This is a genomic window from Halomonas sp. M4R1S46 (genome assembly GCF_025725685.1).
Classification (GTDB): domain Bacteria; phylum Pseudomonadota; class Gammaproteobacteria; order Pseudomonadales; family Halomonadaceae; genus Halomonas.
In genome coordinates this window covers 1,529,149-1,545,011 of sequence record NZ_CP107008.1, presented here as the reverse complement: position 1 = coordinate 1,545,011, position 15,863 = coordinate 1,529,149, and the positions used below count along the sequence as shown (strand labels likewise).

The window sequence follows — 15,863 nt, the reverse complement described above, 5'->3', positions numbered from 1 at the left end:
CCGACCGCCTGCGCTTTCAACGCCTCTCCAGGGCTGCTCTCAATTCATCGCCAGGGCGATATGGAAGTCCCCCGTGTAGCCCTCCCCGCCTTCGGTCAAATCCAGCACCAGCTCGTCTCCGCCACTGCGCCGGTAGATGCCGTCTCCGTCATTGCGCACATTGCGTGGCCCCCTTTCGGCATACGGGGCCTGTTGGTGCACCCGATCGGTCAGGGCGTCGTCGAAGTACAGCTGCGAGGTGAACTCCAGACCGAGGCCGGCCTCGGAATCGGTGCGAATCTTGAAGTGGATATGCACGGCCCGCCCCGAATACCAGCCGGGGTAGAGGGTGGTGAACCGGGCCATGCCACGGCTATCCGTCACCTGATAGCCGCGCAGGAAGCGCTGCTCGCGGGTATCGAAGCGTCCCGCGAAGTCCTGCACGCCCGAATAGACGCCCAGGGCGTCGCACTGCCAGAGATCGACCACGGCACCGGCCAGCGGTGTGCAGGCGTCATCGTCGAGCCGGGAGACGTGAAACGCCAGCGCCACCGGCACGCCCGGCTTGCGAGTCCCATCGGTGGGGTCCGAGCGAAGGTCGCTACGCTCGAGCCGGGCATCCACGAAGTAGGGCCCCTCCGTCTGGCGCGGCCTGGCGACGCAGTGGGGTGCCGCCCCGCCGGTATCGCCGGCTGACGCCATGACGCCGCCCGTCCGGCCCCAGAGTGACGCGACGGCGGCCACCCCGGTGCAACGCAGCATCTGGCGTCGACTCAGCCCTTGCAGGCTCGGCATGGTGCCCCGCTTGGCCATCTCGTGCCCCCCTCGAAGTATTGGAGTCGCGCTCGCGAGTCATCCCGTGAGGCCTTGGGTGTCGAAAATGAACCGGTCTTGTCGGCTATCACTCTCGATCCCCTGGAACGTGACTCTTACTTTTTAATTGTAGGATCCTGGATGATCCCGCAAGGCTCGAGGCGACCGGGGCCAGATTCCTGGCGACAACCCCGAGGCGGTCGATTGCCCCGGATCACTGCATGCGGCAGGACACAGCGGCAACGGACTGCCAACCGACAGGCCACTTTCCGCTTGCGATCACGAGGAGTATCAGATGCAACCATCCGACCTCACTCTCAAACAAGCTGTCGAGCGCCTTCGGTGCGGCGAACTCGGGGCCGTGGAATACGCGGAGGACCTACTCGCGCGCTGCGAAACGGCCCGTCCGCTAAACGCCTATGTGTCTCAGGACGGCGACCGTGTTCTCGACGCGGCGCGCGCCCTGGACCGTCGGGAGAAATCGCGTGGCCCCCTTGGCGGCATCCCACTATGCGTGAAGGATGCCATCGACATCGAAGGCACAGCCACGACTGCGGCCACGCCCTCACTGGAACGAAACTATCCCGGGCGGACGGCGTCGACAATCAAACGGTTGTTCGACGCCGACGCCGTCCTGATGGGCAAGACCAACCTCCCCGAACTGTGCTTTCACGTGACCTGCGACAACGCGCATACCGGCCCCACACGCAACCCCGTGAAGCCGGAATACACCGCAGGTGGCAGTAGCGGTGGGACGGCCGCGGCCGTGGCCGCACACACGGTCCCGGCCGGCGTGGGCACCGATACGGCCGGATCGGTCCGCATTCCCGCTGCCTTCTGCGGTATCGCCGGGTTTCGGCCCTCCCTGGGGCGCTATCCGACCGACGGGGTCCTGCCCATGAACGCCAGCCGCGACACGATCGGCCTCATGGCACGCACCGCGCGGGACATCGCGTTCCTGGACGCCATCCTCACCGGCGAAGCCGAGGTCGGGCCGGCACCGCTCGAGGGGCTGCGTCTGGGTGTGCCGATGGATCAGTTCTTTGTGGAGCTCGATGATCAGATTGCAGCGGTGATGGAAGACGCGCTGCTTCACCTCCGCCGCCTGGGTGTCGACTTGGTCGAGGTGGACGCGCCGGATTTCGCTGCCGCCCGCGCCGAAACGTCGGGCCCGACCATGCGGGTGGAGTTTCCGCGCGACCTTGCGCGTTATCTGGATGAGATCGGCAGCGATCTGACAGCCGGCGATGTCGTGAGTCAAATCGCCAGCCCCTATGTCAAGGTGGAGGTCGAGCCTCTCGTCTGCGGCGCCGGAGGTGGCGCCGCAGCAGAATACGCGCGCGTCCGCTCGGAGGTACTCCCGCGTCACCGCGCCGCCTATCAGGCCTATCTCGAAGAGAATGGTCTTGCCGGAATGGTCTATCCCACAACACCGCTCATGCCGGCACCGATTGGCGAAACCGAGAAGGTGACCGTGAACGGCAAGGAGGTTTCGATCTGGCAGACCCTCCGACACACGGTGACGGCCGCGGTGCTGGGTGTGCCGGCGCTGAGCGTGCCGGCCGGGACCACGCCACGGGGCCTGCCCGTAGGCCTGGAATTCGCCGGCGCCGGTCAGGCAGACCGCACAGTGCTGGCGCTCGGCCTGGCCTGGGAAACCGGATAGGCAGACCATTGGAGTGCATCATGCCATCGGTAGTCTGCTTCGCGCTGGCTCATCCGTTTATTGTTCTAATGCCACGCGGCTCCCGAGGCACCAATGTCATCCGCCCCGAGTCCGCAGTGGACGTACCGGGCTTCGTTACTCAGGCCTGAGCCGGCACGCCAGCGTCTCATGCCGGCGCGACGCCTTCCTCCGCCACCAGTCGCTCCAGAAGGTCGGGAATCGCGCTCTCGACGTCCAGGTCGGGCAGGGCGTCGCGCAGGGCGATATGGCTCGCCGCCTGGAAGCGCTGGGGGTCGTCGATGGCGGCCTGGAAGGCATTGACCACGGCGACCAGCGCCGCGGGGGTGTCGTCGACCTGCATGGCGCCATGGACCAGCAGCGCCATGTCGCGACAGCCCCGCACCCGACGCCAGCGCTGGGCGGTGCCGACCAGCTTGCGACCTTTGAGGCGCACGTTGAAGCGTCCATCACAGTAGGCCCCGGGCGCCGGTCCCAGATCGGCGTCCGCCACGCCCAGGGCGCCGAGCCAGTCGCACCAGGGGTCGCCCAGGCGGTGATAGCCCCACTCCAGGTGGGCCGCCGAGCTTCCCACCCGACAGCGCACGGCCAGCGCCAGGTTGACCACCGCCGGGCCCTGCGGCACCGGAGTGCCGCCGGTGCCGCGAAACTGGATTGGCCAGCCCGCCTGCCTCAACCGGTCCCGGGCGTCAGGGAAACCCGCCAGGCGCTGGTGGCGCCGCGGCATCACCAGGGCACGGTCGACGGGCGACCAGGCCAGCCAGCCGAGCGACGCCTCGCCCTGGCAGACCATGTCCAGCAGCGTCTCCTCGGCCACGAGGCCCTCCTCCACCGTGGGGTGCTGCAGGGACATGCTGGACAGGGTCATGCTGGAAACGTCGAGTGGGCCTGACATGGTCTCCCCCGTGTCACTGGGTCAGTTCGTGGTCGAAGGCATCGGACGCGAGCGTCTCGATGCGCTCCCCCAGTCTATCCAGAAAGGCCGCCGCCGGCGCGCCGTTCACCGCCCGATGGTCGAAGGTCAGCGACAACCCGATCACTTCGGCCAGGCGTACGCCGCCGTCCTCGTCCGGCAACGCCCGCCACTGGGTGCCGCCGATGCCGAGGATCGCCACCTGGGGTACGTTGAGGATGGGCGTGAAGTGATGCACCCGTGAGCGTCCCAGGTTGGAGACCGTGAAGCTGGCTCCGGTCAGCTCGCGCACGCCGAGCGTGCCGGCCCGGGCCTTGGCCACCAGCGCGCGACGCGCCCCGGGCAGCGCGCCCAGCGCGATCACCTGGGCGTCGAACAGCGCCGGCGCCACCAGCAGGTCGTCGGGCAGCGGCACGGCGAGTCCCAGGTGGACCCCGGGGTGCTCGATGATGCGGTTGTCCTCCAGGGTGGCGTTCAGCGCCGGGAACTCGGCCAGCGTCTGCACCACCAGGCGCAGCAGCAGGTCCTGCACCGAGGGCGCCGGCAGGCCCGCGGCTCGGCAATGGTCACGCAGGGCCTGCAAGGCACCGAGCTCGGCGCCGGCGTGGTGGGTCAACTGGGCGCTGGATTGCAGGCTCTCGCGCATCCGGGCGGCGATCATGCCGCGCATCCCGCGCAGCGGGATCTCGCGGGGCCCCCGTCTTCCCCCTTCTGGCGGGCGAGCCGCCCCCTCGGGGGCGGCGGCACTCTGAATGTCGAGTGGCATGGCGGGCCTCCTCAGGCTTCCAGGCTGGCGATGGGGGTGCCCTTGGCGACCACCTCGTCTTCCTGCCTGGCGATGGTGAGCACGCCCGAGACGGGCGCCTCGATCTCGTACTGGGCCTTCTCGACCATCACCTCGGCCACCAGGTCGCCCTGGTGGACCTCGGCGCCGTCGTCGACCAGCCAGGCGGTGATCACGCCCTCGCCGTCGCCTTCCCAGAGGTCCTCGGGTACGGTAATCGCGGTATTCATGCATCTCTCCTTGGTCAGTCGTTGCGCAGCATCTGATGAAAGGCGGCGACGATCTTGTCGGCATTGGGCAGGGCCCACTGCTCCATCGTCGGCGCGAAGGGAATGGGGATGTCCGGGGAGGCCACCCGGGCCGGAGCGGACTTGAGGCGATGGTCGTGCTCGACCACGCTGGCGATGATCTCGCCGCTGACGCCGAAGCTGTGGTAGTCCTCGTCGACCACGATCAGCCGGCCGGTCTTGCCCACCGAGGCGCGCACCGTCTCGCGGTCCAGCGGCACCAGGCTTCTCAGGTCGACCACCTCGACGTCGAAGCCCTCTTCGCCGAGAGCCTTGGCGGCGCGCAGGCAGTGGTGCACCCCGGCGCCCAGGCTGACCAGGGTCAGGTCACGGCCCTCCCTGACCACCGCCGCCTTGCCGATCTCGACGGTGTAGGCCTTCTCGGGCACCGGCACGGTGGCGCCCTTCTCGGTGCCCAGCCAGCCCATGCCCTGCAGGGCCTTGTGGTACATGAACACCACCGGGTTGTCGTCGCGGATCGCCGCGGTCATCAGGCCCTTGGCGTCATGGGCGTTGCTCGGCACCACCACCTTCATGCCGGGCAGGTGCGCGAAGGTGGCGTAGAGGCACTGGGAGTGCTGGCCGGCATCGGAGTAGCCACCGCCGGTGGAGGTCATCAGCACCATGGGCACCTTGACCCGGCCGCCGGAGAAATAGGTGTTCTTGGCCATCAGGTTGTAGATGGCGTCCATGCACACGCCGAAGAAGTCGACGAACATCAGCTCGACGACGGGGCGCATGCCATCGGAGGCCGCGCCCACGGCGGCGCCGATGAAGGCGGTTTCGGAAATGGGCGTGTCTCTGACGCGCTCTCCGCCGAACTCGTCATGCAGCCCGCGGGTGTTGCCGAAGACCCCACCCAGGGGGCCCACGTCCTCGCCCATCACGAAGACCGTCGGGTCGGCGCGCATCTCCTGGGCGGTGGCCTCGGCCATGGCCCGGGCGATGGTGAGCTTGCGTGTCGCAGTCGTGGTAGTCATGTCTTCACCTCGATGGTGGCGTGGCGGCCCGCCTCAGGCGGGCTGCACGATGATCTTGACGTTCTGATCCTTGCGGTGGACCAGCTCCTCGAAGCCCTTGTCGATGATCTCGGGCAGGGTGATGCGCCCGGTGATCAGCGGCTCGACGTCCAGGGCGCCCCGGTCGATCAGGCGGATGACATCGGCGAACTCGCCGCTGTAGGCCAGCGAGCCGACCACCTCCTTCTCGCTGGCCACCAGCTCGAAGAAGTTGTAGGCGCTGGGCTCCTCGAAGATGCCCACCATCACCACCCGCCCGGCCTTGCGGACGGCGTCGATGGCGAGCTTGGCGGTGTCCTTGTGGCCGATGCACTCGAAGGCCAGCTCGGCGCCGCGCCCGCCGGTGAGCGCCTGGATCTCGGCGATGGCGTCACACTCGCTGGGGTCGAGCACCACATCGGCGCCGACCTCCCGGGCCTTCTCCTTGCGGGCGGCGGACATCTCCAGGACGATGATCCGCGCCGCTCCCTCGGCCCGGGCGCACATCAGGGTGCACAGGCCGATGGTGCCGGCACCGACCACCACCACGCTGCGCCCCGCCACGACGCCTGCCTTGCGCACGGCGTGCATGCCCACCGCCAGGGGCTCGATCAGCGCCCCGGCTTCCGTGGGAAATCCCTCGGGCAGCGGATAGACGATATTGGCAGGCACGTTGACGAACTCGGCGAAGGCGCCATCGTTCATCAGCCCGGTGAATGCCAGCCGCTCGCAGAGGTTGTAGCGGCCCTCTCGGCAGTCGGCACACTCGCCGCAATGCTGGCAGGCGTCGGCGGCCACCCGCTCGCCGGGCGCCAGCCCGGCGACGCCCTCGCCCACCGCGACGATCTCGCCGCAGAACTCGTGGCCGAGGATGCACTGGCCCTGCACCCCGGTGAGCGGATGCGGCGCATCCACCGGGATGAACACCGGACCGGCCAGGTACTCGTGGAGGTCGGAGCCGCAGATCCCGCACCAGTGGACCCGCACCTGGACCCAGCCCACCGCCGGGGCCTCGGGACGCGGCACCGTCTCGAGGCGCACGTCCTGGCGGCCGTGCCAGACCGCTGCTTGCATCGTATTCATGGCATTGCTCCTGGTTGTTGTTATCGATTCATGCCCCCGTCAGACGAAGACCGTCTCCAGCGCCGCCTCGGGTGGCAGAAACTCGCTGTCCTGGGCGAAGCGGATGGCCGACTCGACCCGGGCGTGGGCCTCGGCGACGAGCGAGCTATCGCCGGCCTCGTCGATCAGCCCGGCCTCGAGCAGCGCCCAGCGGTAGCGCGGGATGGGGTCGCGGGCCTCGAGGCCGGCCTTCTCGCCCTCGGGGCGGTAGTCCTCGCCGTCGCCCATGAAGTGGCCGGCCAGTCGCGCGGTCTCGATCTCGATCAGGCTCGGGCCCTGGCCCTCGCGGGCCCGGGCGATGGCCACGCCGGCCGCGGCGAAAACGCCATCCACGTCGTTGTCGGCCACGTGGTGGCCGGGCATGCCGTAGGCACTGGCGCGCAGGTCGTTGCGCGGCACGGCGGTGGAGGCCTGCTTGGCCACCGAAATGCCCCAGGCGTTGTCCTCGATGACGAAGACCACCGGCAGATCCCAGACGGCGGCCAGGTTCAGGGCCTCGTGGAAGGCGCCCTGGTTGGCGGCTCCCTCCCCCATGAAGGCCACGGCTACCCCCGGCTTGCCCTGCATCTTGCGCGACAGCGCGGCACCCACCGCTGGCCCCAGGCCCTCGCCGATGATCCCCGAGCAGGAGAAGTTCACGGCCTCGTCGAAGAGGTGCATGTGGCCGCCACGGCCGCCGGCGAGGCCGGTGGCCTTGCCGAAGATCTCGGCGACCATGGCATCCAGGTCGACGCCCTTGGCCACGGCGATGTGGTGCGGCCGGTGGGTGGCGGTGACGATGTCCTCGGCGCCCAGGTGGGCGCAGACGCCCACCGCGCAGGGTTCCTGGCCATTGGAGAGGTGCATCTCGCCGGGGATGGGCCCCTTGGCCATGTTGAACACCGGGGTCTTGCCTTCCATGTAGAGCGTCTCGATGCGCTCCTCGAGGTAGCGGCTGGTCACCATCTGGCGATACATCCACAGCCGTTGGTCGCGGGTCGGTTGCATGGGGAATCCTCCGCTCAGAGTTCGCGGCGCTGCATGCGCGCGGCGATGTGGTCGGCCTGGCGCAGCGCCAGGGCGACGATGGTCAGGGTCGGGTTCTCGGCGCCGCTCGAGGTGAACTGGCTGCCGTCGGAGACGAACAGGTTGTCGATGTCGTGGGTCTGGCCGAAGCGGTTGACCACACCATCGGCGGGCTGCGCGCTCATGCGGTTGGTGCCCACGTTGTGGCTGGTGGGGAAGTCCGGCACGCGGAAGATGCGCTCGGCGCCGGCGGCCTCGTAGCAGCGTCGCGCCTGCTGTTCGCCGTGGCTTCGCACCTTTTCGTCGTTGGGGTGATCGCCCTTGTAGACGATGGGCACCGGCAGGCCGTGCTGGTCCTTCTTGGTGTCATGCAGCGAGATGCCGTTGGCCTCCACCGGCAGATCCTCGCCGCAGATCCACACCCCGGAAAGGTGGTCGTACTTGTCCAGGGCGGTGGTGATCTCGCGCCCCCAGCCGGCCTGGGTGGGATCCATGAACTTGGCGAAGAAGGGCACGCCCAGCGACATCACCTCCAGGGTGTAGCCGCCGACGAAGCCCCGGGAGCGGTCGAGGCGTGCCTCGTCGGAGATGATCCCGGCGAAGGTGGTGCCCCGGTGCATATGCACGGGTTTCGGCATCACACCGAAGATGCAGCTGGTGGCGTGGGTCATGTAGTTGCGTCCCACCTGTCCCGAGGAGTTGGCCAGGCCCTCGGGGAACAGCGACGAGTGGGAGTTGAGCAGCAGCCGCGGCGACTCGATGGAGTTGCCCGCCACGCACACCGCCCGCGCCTTCTGGCGATGGCGGTTGCCGTCGCCGTCGGCGTAGACCACCCCGGTGGCGCGCCCGTTGGCGTCGTGCTCGATTTGCAGGGCCATGGAGCGCGGGCGCACCTCGCAAAGGCCGCTCGCCTCGGCGCGGGGGATATCGGTGTACATGGTCGACCACTTGGCCCCGAAGCGGCAGCCTTGCATGCAGAAGCCGGCCTGCATGCAGCGCCCGCGCTCGTCGTATTCCTCGGTATTGATCGCCATGGGCCCGGCGCGTAGCTTCGTGTAGCCGACGCGCTCGGCACCCGCCGCCAGTACCTTGAAGTTGTTGTTCCACTGGTGGTAAGGCATGCCGGTGGACTCGCCGGTCACCCCCATGTGGCGCTCGGCCTGCACGTAGTAGGGCTCGAGTTCCTCATAGGAGATCGGCCAGTCCAGCAGATTGGCGCCCTTGATATCGCCGACCTCGCTGTGCAGCCGGAACTCGTGAGGCTGGAAGCGCAGCGAGACGCCGGCCCAGTGGATGGTGCTGCCGCCCACCCCCTTGACGATCCAGGCCGGCAGGTTGGGGAAGGTCTCGGTGAGCTGGCGGGGCCCGGCGGTGATGCGCTCGTCGAGCCAGGAGATCTTCTTGAACATCTCCCACTCGTCGTTCTCGATGTCGTTCATCCGGTAGCGCTTGCCGGCCTCCAGCACCACGCTCTTGATACCCTTCTTGGCGAGCGCGTGGGCCAGGGTGCCGCCGCCGGCACCGGAGCCGATGATCACCACCACACCGTCGTCGTCATGGGCGAAACGGGTCGTCATGGCGTGTCTCCTCGTTATCGTTGTGCGTGTCGGTGGCCTGCGCCCTTACAGCCAGTCGATCACCAGGTCGTCGAAGCCGCGGTACAGGTAGCCGCCCTGCTGCCAGGAGGCCCCCTCGTAGCCGAAGTGCGGCTGCCACAATTCGGGGTTGTCGTAGAGGCCCACCACCAGGGTGTTGCGGACCCGCTGGAAGAAGTCGCCGTCCTCGATCTGGCGCAGCAGCGCCACCCGGTCGGCTTCCCGGGGGATCTCGCCGTAGCGGGTGCCGTGAGCCTCGCGAGCCCGGCGGTCGAGATCGGCCAGGCCGTCGGCGATCAGCGCCCGATCGCGCTCGAGCAGCGGCTCGAGGGGCGCCAGGTAGTAGCGGTCGGCGATCGCCTCGTGGGGGTAGATGTCGCGGCCCATGCGCAGCAGGCCGGCGGCGAGGTCGGGCTCGGCCAGGGCCCAGCGCGGCCAGAGGCCGCCGGCGGCCAGCGCCAGGCCGCCGGCCAGCAGCGCGCCCTGCCCGGAGAGGCTGAGGAAGCGGCGCCGGCTGAGCGTCGTCGCCTTGGGGGAAAGGGTCATGGCATGGCTCCTCTTGTTATGCGGACGCGATCGTCACGCTCGTTGATCAGCCAGGGCGGCACGGGGCCGCACGCCATGACAGAGCAGCTTTCGTGCCAGAAAGCGCCCTAAAAAGGCCAGTGCCATGTTTTTGGAGGGAATCATTCGAACGCGGAGGGGGATATCGACCCCTGGCGAGGCCGCTAGGGACACCGGGCATTACAACCGGCGTGACAGGGGAATTTACAGATGACGTTACAGGTGTAATGGGGGCGACCAAGGTCGCATCTTCGGAGGCGTTGCGGGGTCGTACCTTGAAGGGCAGGACAACGACAACACCATGCCACGCCGGTATGCCTTCGAAAGGCCATGACCATGAGCAACGCCCAGGCACAACGACAGCACGTGAAGACGATCCTGCACGCCCTCGATCATCCCGCCGATGAGGAGGACGCGGTGATCCAGCGCTCCTGGCGCCGCTGCATCGACCGCTTTGGTCTCGATCCCGCGGCCCCCAGCCCGCCCCGCTACGTCCCCGACCGCACCCTGCGCGAGCATCAGGACCAGGCCGATGCCCTGATCCAGGTGGCCCGAGCCGGCGTCGAGCAGCTCTACCGCCAGGTCATGCCGCTGGACTATGTGGTGCTGCTCACCGATGCGCGGGGCATCGCCGTGCAGTTCCTCGGCGACCGCCATGCCCAGCGCGAGCACCAGCGCACCGGTCTCTACCTGGGTGCCGACTGGAGCGAGGAGCACGCCGGTACCTGCGCCGTGGGCACCTGCATCCAGGAGCGGGTACCGCTGACCTGCCACCACAGCGATCACTTCAGCGCCCACCACATCGGCCTGACCTGCACGGCGGCACCGGTCTTCGACCCCGACGGCCAGCTGCTGGCGGTGCTCGATATCTCGGCCTACCAATCCCCCGAGTCCAAGGCCTCCCAGACCTTCGCCCTGCAGGTGGTCAAGCACTATGCCCGAATGATCGAGGACGCCTTCTTCCTGCAGCGCTACGGCGGCTATCACCTGGTCTGCCTGGACCGCTCGCGGGAATTCGTGCAGATCAACCGGCGCTACCTGATCGCCATCGAGGAGAACGGCACCCTGGTGGCCGCCAACACCGCCGCGCGCAAGCTGCTGCGCCATCACGAGCTGCCCCTGCCCGGCCCCGGCGAGGCCCGACCCTTCCGCGCCTGGAACATCCAGGACCTGCTCGACGCCGAGATCGGCGAGGTCCTCGACACCCGACACTACGGCGACGATCGGGTGCGCGCCTTCCGCACCCACCGCCACCACGAGCTGCACTTCGCCACCCTGCTCGAGCCCCAGCGCCGCCGCGCGCCTGCCGGCCAGCCCCACTACCGCGACGCCAGCCTGGCGCCGCTGGAGGCCCTGGCCGACGACGACCCGGCGATGCGCGACACCCTGACCCGGGCCGCGAGGCTTCGTAACGAGCCGATCAACATCCTGGTCGTCGGCGAGACCGGCACCGGCAAGGAGCGCATGGCCCGGGCCCTTCACGAGTCCAGCCGGCGATGCGACAAGCCCTTCGTGGCCATCAACTGCGCCGCCATGCCCGAGTCGCTGATCGAGAGCGAGCTGTTCGGCTACGAGCCCGGCAGCTTCACCGGCGCGCGCAGCAAGGGCATGAAGGGGCTGATCGCCCAGGCCGACGGCGGCACCCTGTTCCTCGACGAGATCGGCGACATGCCGCTGCAGCTGCAGACCCGACTGCTGCGGGTACTGGCCGAGCAGGAGGTGCTGCCGATCGGCGCCAGCCGGCCGCTCAAGGTGGACCTGCGGGTGGTGGCCGCCACCCACCGCGACCTGCGCGGACTGATCGACCTGGGCCAGTTCCGCGAGGACCTCTTCTACCGCCTCAACGGCGCCAGCCTGCGCCTGCCGCCGCTGCGCGAGCGGGCCGACCAGGGCTACCTGATCCGACGGCTGTTCGAGGACCTGCAGGCCGAGCGCGGCGACCGGCGGGTGCGGTTGCGCGGCGACGCCATGAGCGCCCTGCTCGCCTACCCCTGGCCGGGCAACATCCGCGAGCTGCACAACGCCCTGCGCTATGCCCTGGCCACCTGCGAGGGTGACGAGGTGGTGGTCGGCGACCTGCCCGAGGAATGCATCAGCGGCCATCTGGCCCACCCGGCGGCGAGTTCCCCCGTCGCCAGCGGCAATGGCCGCGCAGGGCCGGCCCTCGGCGAGGATCCGCTGGAGGAGGCCCTGCGCCGGCAGCGCTGGAACATCAGCGCCGTGGCCCGGGAGCTGGGGCTATCGCGCCCCACCATCTACCGGCGCATGAAGCGCCTGGGGATCGTGCCGCCCAATCAACAGTCAGCGCCCTGATCCCGACAGCGCCTGCTCCGCCGCCCCCGTCGCCGGCCGGGCGATGGGGCGCCCCACGGTGAGCGCCTCGCGCAGCGGTTCGGGCAGCTCACGATAGGCCGCATCCGGCTCGGCGCCCAGGCCATCCAGGATGCGGGTGAAGAAGGCTCTCGCCGCGGCCACGGCGACGATGTCGAAGATCTCGTCGTCGGCCAGTCCCTGCTCGCGCAGGCCCTCGATATCCTCGGCCGTCACCGCCGGGGCCTGGCAGGCCACCTTGCGGGCGAAGGCCATGATGGCGTGTTCCACGTCGCTCAGGGAGCTGGCCTCGCCGGCCACCACGTCCCGCGCGGCGTCCATGCCCAGCAGCTCGCCGAGCGCACGGGCATGGGCCAGGGCGCAGTAGCTGTTGCCCAGGGCCTGGGCGGAAGCCAGGGTAACCAGTTCGAAGCGGCGCGGCGCGACATGTCGCCGGATGGTCGCCAGCAGGCTCGCCCAGCTTGCCATCACGTCGGGGCGGTGGCTGAACACCCGGGCATAGTTGGGCAGGTAGCCGAAGTGCGCCTGCTGGCGCTGGTACAGCGCCAGCACCTCGCCCTCGGCCACTTCCGGGGCGATCGTCTCGATATAGCTCATGACCGGTTCTCCTGAATGTCGGGGCCCGGGCCGACGGGCGGTCCCGGACCGAGCCCGGGGAGTCGAGCCCCGGGAGGCGTGGCACTCGATACCGGCAGCATCATTCCGCGACGAGGAAGAAGACGTGGGAGCCAGCGTGGTATTTTGCGCGCGCCGGCGTCATCCCTCCGACGAAACGCGCGGATGGCGAGGCATGCCGGGCTATACTGATGGCGTCACGACTGGCACGAGCCGGCCGTCGGGAAGCTGCCATGTGCGCCTTGACCCTCAACCTGCTGGGCGACCTCGAGGTCCTGCACGACGACCGCCCGGTGTCGCTGCCCCCGTCGCGGAAGACCCGCGCCCTGCTGGCCTACCTCGCCCTCCACGCCCGCCCGATCAGTCGGGAGCGCCTCTGCGAGCTGCTCTGGGAGCTGCCCGATGATCCCCGCGGCTCGCTGCGCTGGAGCCTGTCCAAGCTGCGCCGCCTCGTGGACACACCGGACCGGACGCGCCTCGTCGCCGATCGCCTGTCGGTCGGCCTGGATCTCGAGGACCTGGACGTGGACGTGCTGCGACTGCACCGCCTGGTCGACCGGGAGCTGCCGGACGCCGACCTCGCCTGCCTGGCGACCACCGCCGCCCGCTACCGCGGCCCCTTCCTGGAAGGCCTGGAGCTGCCCAACCTGCACGACTTCCACAGCTGGTGCCTGGCCGAGCGGGAGGGCGCCATGCGCGCCCAGTCGCGACTGTTGGGGGCGCTGGTGGAACGACTCGGCGAGGCGCCCGAGCGCGCCCTCCCCCATGCCCAGGCCCTGGTCCGGCTGAACCCCTTCGACGAGCCGGCCCGCGCCCGGCTGGTACGCCTGCTCCAGGCCCTGCATCGCCCCCGGGAGGCCGAGCAGCAGTACCAGCTCGGCATGCGCCTGCTCCAGGAGGCGGGCCTGCCCGTTTCCGGGGCCCTGCCGGCGGCCAGGCGCCACCCGGTCAAGGGGCCGGGCACGCCGCCGACGTCGGCCCCGGCACCCGCCGGTCAGGCCGAGATCCTGGCAGGGCTCGAGCCCGATACCCGGGAGCTGCTGCAGTGGGCGTCGCTGCTCGGCCGTTGCCCCGACACGGGCGCCCTGGCCCGCTACAGCGGCCTGGACAGTCACCGGATCGGCCTGGCCCTGGAGACCGCCGAGCGCCTCGGGTGGCTGGCGTCCCGCGAGCAGGGCCTGTGCTTCGCCGACGATGAGCTGGTCGGCCGCCTCTATGCGACCATCTCCCCGGCACGGCGGCAGGTCATGCACCGCAGCATCGCCCACCACCTGGTGGCGTCGTCCAGCCACGACCTGGACGAGGCCGCGGAGCTCGCCCATCACGCCCAGCGCAGCGGCGATCCGGCACTGGCCGCCGAGGCCCTGGTCACCGCCGGACGCCTGTGCCTGCGCTTCTTCGCCAATGACGAGGCCCTGCGCCTGGCCCGGCGCGGCCTGGCACTGGCCGAGAGCCTGCCCGGCCGGCGCCGTATCTGCCTGCTGCTCGACCTCCATGCCGTGGAGCTGGGCGCCGCCCCACCGGCGGACTGGGAGGCGACCGCCGAGGCGCTGGTGGAGCTCGCCGAACAGGCCCTGGAACATGGCGACCTGGCCCACGCCCGGCTCGGCTATCACCTGGCCAGCCACCTGCGCTGGGCCCACGGCCAGTGGGGCCACGCCCGGGAGGAGGCCCTGCAGTCGGAGCGGGTGACCCGCAGCGCCGAGGATCCCGAACAGGTCATCGCCATGGCCGAGGCCGCTCGCTGCCTGGCCATGCTGGAGCGCGACCTGGACCAGGCCAGGACCCTGCTGACCAGTGCCGAGGCGCGCGCCGACCGGCATCACCTCACCCATCCGGCAATGTCGCTGGCGCGGGGCCTGCTGGCCTGGCACGACGCCCGGGGCACGGAGGCGGAAGCGGCCTTCCAGGAGGCGCGCACCCTGTGCAAGGCCGGCGGCGACCGCCTCGGCGAGTTCCAGGCCAACGAGTACCTGATGATGATGGCACTGGAGACGGGCCACTACCCGACGGCGCGCCAGCGCTGCCAGGCCCTCGTCGCCCTGGGCGATCGCCTGCGCGGCGGCAGCGAGGGTCCCTTCGCCCATGCCGCCGAGGCCCTGTGCCGGCTGGCCGAGGACGATGAGCCGCGCCCCCTGGCGGCCGCCCTGCCGGCACTGCGCGACGCCGATGCCAAGCACCGCCTGGCCTGGGTGCTCAACCGGGCGGCACGGCTGCACCTGGCCCGCCGGCGCCCCCGCGAGGCGAGCCTCGCCGCCGAGGAGGCCCTCGCCAATGCCCAGGCCCTCGAGCGCGACAGCGAACGGCTGCTGGCCCATGCCATCCTGGCCCGGGCAGGACATGCCCTGGAGGAGACCTCGCGCGCGGCCGAGCATAGCCAGGCCGCCGAGAAGATGCAGGCGACCACCGTCTCGGCCTGGGTCCGCGAGCAGGCGGCCGAGCTGCTGAGCGGGCCTGGCGCCCCCCTCCCGACGGCATCCGAGGCCGGAACGCGCGACGTCGAAGGCAACGGGAGGAACGCCCCATGATCGATATCGTCCTGGAGCGGCGCTTCACGACGCCCCTGGCGCCGGAGGTCGTCAGCCGGCTGACCCTCGCCGCCCAGGACTGCCTGGACCTGCACCGTGTCGCCTGGCAGGGCAGCCTGCTGGCCCGGGACGGCCGACGGATGGTCTGTCACTTCCGGGCGCCGGACGCGGAAGCGGCGAGGGTGGGCCTGCGCCAGGCCGGCGCCGATGTCAGCCGGCTATGGGCCGGCACGCTCCATGAGTCCCCCGGCACGGCGGGCGCCTCGGGCAACGTGCTGGTGGAGCGAGCCTTCGCGACTCCCGTCGATCTGGCCGAGATCCAGGCCATCGAGGACACCGGCGCGGCCTGCCTGCAGAACCATCGCGTGCGCTTCCTGCGCACCTTCTTCTCCCTGGACCGGCGGCGCATGCTCTGCCTCTACCAGGCACCGGACGCCGAGTCGGTGCGCATCGCCCAGCGCCAGGCCGGCATGCCGCTGGAGGCGGCCTGGGCCTTCCAGCGGGTGGCGCCCCCCGCGTCCACGTCGGCCGCTTCCACGCCCGCCTCGTGAAAAACCACGCACCTTCCCACGCTGGGTCCCACGCCTCCCTCGCAGGCTGACTCTCGAGCCGCCAGACATCCCGTCGACGGCCTCGACCATCACG

At 70.0% G+C, this 15,863-nt stretch carries 14 protein-coding genes; 4 read left to right on the top strand and 10 right to left on the bottom strand.

Annotated features, from left to right (window positions below; translation table 11 throughout):
• Positions 1-39: 39 nt before the first annotated feature.
• The gene (locus tag OCT48_RS07355; protein WP_263592047.1) at positions 40-792 is read right to left on the bottom strand and encodes an intradiol ring-cleavage dioxygenase; all 753 of its coding nucleotides are present in this window, start codon (positions 790-792) and stop codon (positions 40-42) included.
• Positions 793-1,087: 295 nt separating this feature from the next.
• Between OCT48_RS07355 and OCT48_RS07350 the strand changes: the two genes are divergently transcribed.
• Entirely contained in the window at positions 1,088-2,458 is a 1,371-nt protein-coding gene (locus OCT48_RS07350; protein ID WP_263592046.1) for an amidase family protein, read from the top strand.
• Between the two features lie 166 nt (positions 2,459-2,624).
• Here the strand turns inward: OCT48_RS07350 and OCT48_RS07345 are convergent, their stop codons facing one another.
• Genes OCT48_RS07345 through OCT48_RS07310 form a run of 8 tightly spaced genes read right to left on the bottom strand, consistent with a single transcriptional unit; the run spans position 2,625 to position 9,726 of the window.
• Complete coding sequence (locus tag OCT48_RS07345) at positions 2,625-3,371, bottom strand: lipoyl protein ligase domain-containing protein (RefSeq protein ID WP_263592045.1); 747 nt, start codon at positions 3,369-3,371, stop codon at positions 2,625-2,627.
• A 13-nt stretch (positions 3,372-3,384) separates the two neighbouring features.
• The gene (locus tag OCT48_RS07340) at positions 3,385-4,155 is read right to left on the bottom strand and encodes a 2-oxo acid dehydrogenase subunit E2 (protein WP_263592044.1); all 771 of its coding nucleotides are present in this window, start codon (positions 4,153-4,155) and stop codon (positions 3,385-3,387) included.
• Between the two features lie 11 nt (positions 4,156-4,166).
• Positions 4,167-4,403: a lipoyl domain-containing protein gene (locus OCT48_RS07335; protein ID WP_263592043.1), complete on the bottom strand. Its 237-nt coding sequence runs from the start codon at positions 4,401-4,403 to the stop codon at positions 4,167-4,169.
• Positions 4,404-4,417: 14 nt separating this feature from the next.
• On the bottom strand, positions 4,418-5,440 hold the full coding sequence (locus OCT48_RS07330) for an alpha-ketoacid dehydrogenase subunit beta (protein ID WP_263592042.1): 1,023 nt from the start codon (positions 5,438-5,440) through the stop codon (positions 4,418-4,420).
• A gap of 33 nt (positions 5,441-5,473) precedes the next feature.
• Positions 5,474-6,541, bottom strand: a complete 1,068-nt coding sequence (locus tag OCT48_RS07325; RefSeq protein WP_263592041.1) for a 2,3-butanediol dehydrogenase — start codon at positions 6,539-6,541, stop codon at positions 5,474-5,476.
• A gap of 39 nt (positions 6,542-6,580) precedes the next feature.
• Positions 6,581-7,567 (bottom strand): thiamine pyrophosphate-dependent dehydrogenase E1 component subunit alpha, encoded by a 987-nt coding sequence (locus tag OCT48_RS07320; protein WP_263592040.1) that lies wholly within the window; start codon positions 7,565-7,567, stop codon positions 6,581-6,583.
• A 14-nt stretch (positions 7,568-7,581) separates the two neighbouring features.
• Positions 7,582-9,162, bottom strand: coding sequence for a GMC family oxidoreductase (locus OCT48_RS07315; protein WP_263592039.1), 1,581 nt, complete (start codon positions 9,160-9,162; stop codon positions 7,582-7,584).
• A gap of 45 nt (positions 9,163-9,207) precedes the next feature.
• A complete protein-coding gene (locus tag OCT48_RS07310) occupies positions 9,208-9,726 on the bottom strand; it encodes a gluconate 2-dehydrogenase subunit 3 family protein (RefSeq protein WP_263592038.1) in 519 nt (172 codons plus the stop codon).
• 348 nt (positions 9,727-10,074) lie between these two features.
• On the opposite strand from OCT48_RS07310, the gene OCT48_RS07305 reads away from it, so the two are divergent.
• Positions 10,075-12,057, top strand: coding sequence for a sigma-54-dependent Fis family transcriptional regulator (locus tag OCT48_RS07305; protein ID WP_318152588.1), 1,983 nt, complete (start codon positions 10,075-10,077; stop codon positions 12,055-12,057).
• Here OCT48_RS07305 and OCT48_RS07300 read toward each other — a convergent pair.
• Positions 12,046-12,672, bottom strand: coding sequence for a carboxymuconolactone decarboxylase family protein (locus OCT48_RS07300; RefSeq protein WP_263592037.1), 627 nt, complete (start codon positions 12,670-12,672; stop codon positions 12,046-12,048). The genes OCT48_RS07305 and OCT48_RS07300 overlap by 12 nt on opposite strands.
• Positions 12,673-12,923: 251 nt before the next feature.
• Between OCT48_RS07300 and OCT48_RS07295 the strand changes: the two genes are divergently transcribed.
• Together OCT48_RS07295 and OCT48_RS07290 are read left to right on the top strand one after the other, a co-directional pair.
• Positions 12,924-15,218: a BTAD domain-containing putative transcriptional regulator gene (locus tag OCT48_RS07295; RefSeq protein WP_263592036.1), complete on the top strand. Its 2,295-nt coding sequence runs from the start codon at positions 12,924-12,926 to the stop codon at positions 15,216-15,218.
• Positions 15,215-15,769, top strand: coding sequence for a DUF4242 domain-containing protein (locus OCT48_RS07290; RefSeq protein WP_263592035.1), 555 nt, complete (start codon positions 15,215-15,217; stop codon positions 15,767-15,769). The genes OCT48_RS07295 and OCT48_RS07290 overlap by 4 nt, the downstream gene beginning before the upstream one ends.
• Positions 15,770-15,863: the final 94 nt, after the last annotated feature.

What these genes read in the sequence shown, in the direction of transcription:
- OCT48_RS07355 (WP_263592047.1), bottom strand. Translation starts at nt 792, where the DNA reads ATGGCCAAGCGGGGCACCATGCCGAGCCTGCAAGGGCTGAGTCGACGC.
- OCT48_RS07350 (WP_263592046.1), top strand. Translation starts at nt 1,088, where the DNA reads ATGCAACCATCCGACCTCACTCTCAAACAAGCTGTCGAGCGCCTTCGG.
- OCT48_RS07345 (WP_263592045.1), bottom strand. Translation starts at nt 3,371, where the DNA reads ATGTCAGGCCCACTCGACGTTTCCAGCATGACCCTGTCCAGCATGTCC.
- OCT48_RS07340 (WP_263592044.1), bottom strand. Translation starts at nt 4,155, where the DNA reads ATGCCACTCGACATTCAGAGTGCCGCCGCCCCCGAGGGGGCGGCTCGC.
- OCT48_RS07335 (WP_263592043.1), bottom strand. Translation starts at nt 4,403, where the DNA reads ATGAATACCGCGATTACCGTACCCGAGGACCTCTGGGAAGGCGACGGC.
- OCT48_RS07330 (WP_263592042.1), bottom strand. Translation starts at nt 5,440, where the DNA reads ATGACTACCACGACTGCGACACGCAAGCTCACCATCGCCCGGGCCATG.
- OCT48_RS07325 (WP_263592041.1), bottom strand. Translation starts at nt 6,541, where the DNA reads ATGAATACGATGCAAGCAGCGGTCTGGCACGGCCGCCAGGACGTGCGC.
- OCT48_RS07320 (WP_263592040.1), bottom strand. Translation starts at nt 7,567, where the DNA reads ATGCAACCGACCCGCGACCAACGGCTGTGGATGTATCGCCAGATGGTG.
- OCT48_RS07315 (WP_263592039.1), bottom strand. Translation starts at nt 9,162, where the DNA reads ATGACGACCCGTTTCGCCCATGACGACGACGGTGTGGTGGTGATCATC.
- OCT48_RS07310 (WP_263592038.1), bottom strand. Translation starts at nt 9,726, where the DNA reads ATGACCCTTTCCCCCAAGGCGACGACGCTCAGCCGGCGCCGCTTCCTC.
- OCT48_RS07305 (WP_318152588.1), top strand. Translation starts at nt 10,075, where the DNA reads ATGACCATGAGCAACGCCCAGGCACAACGACAGCACGTGAAGACGATC.
- OCT48_RS07300 (WP_263592037.1), bottom strand. Translation starts at nt 12,672, where the DNA reads ATGAGCTATATCGAGACGATCGCCCCGGAAGTGGCCGAGGGCGAGGTG.
- OCT48_RS07295 (WP_263592036.1), top strand. Translation starts at nt 12,924, where the DNA reads ATGTGCGCCTTGACCCTCAACCTGCTGGGCGACCTCGAGGTCCTGCAC.
- OCT48_RS07290 (WP_263592035.1), top strand. Translation starts at nt 15,215, where the DNA reads ATGATCGATATCGTCCTGGAGCGGCGCTTCACGACGCCCCTGGCGCCG.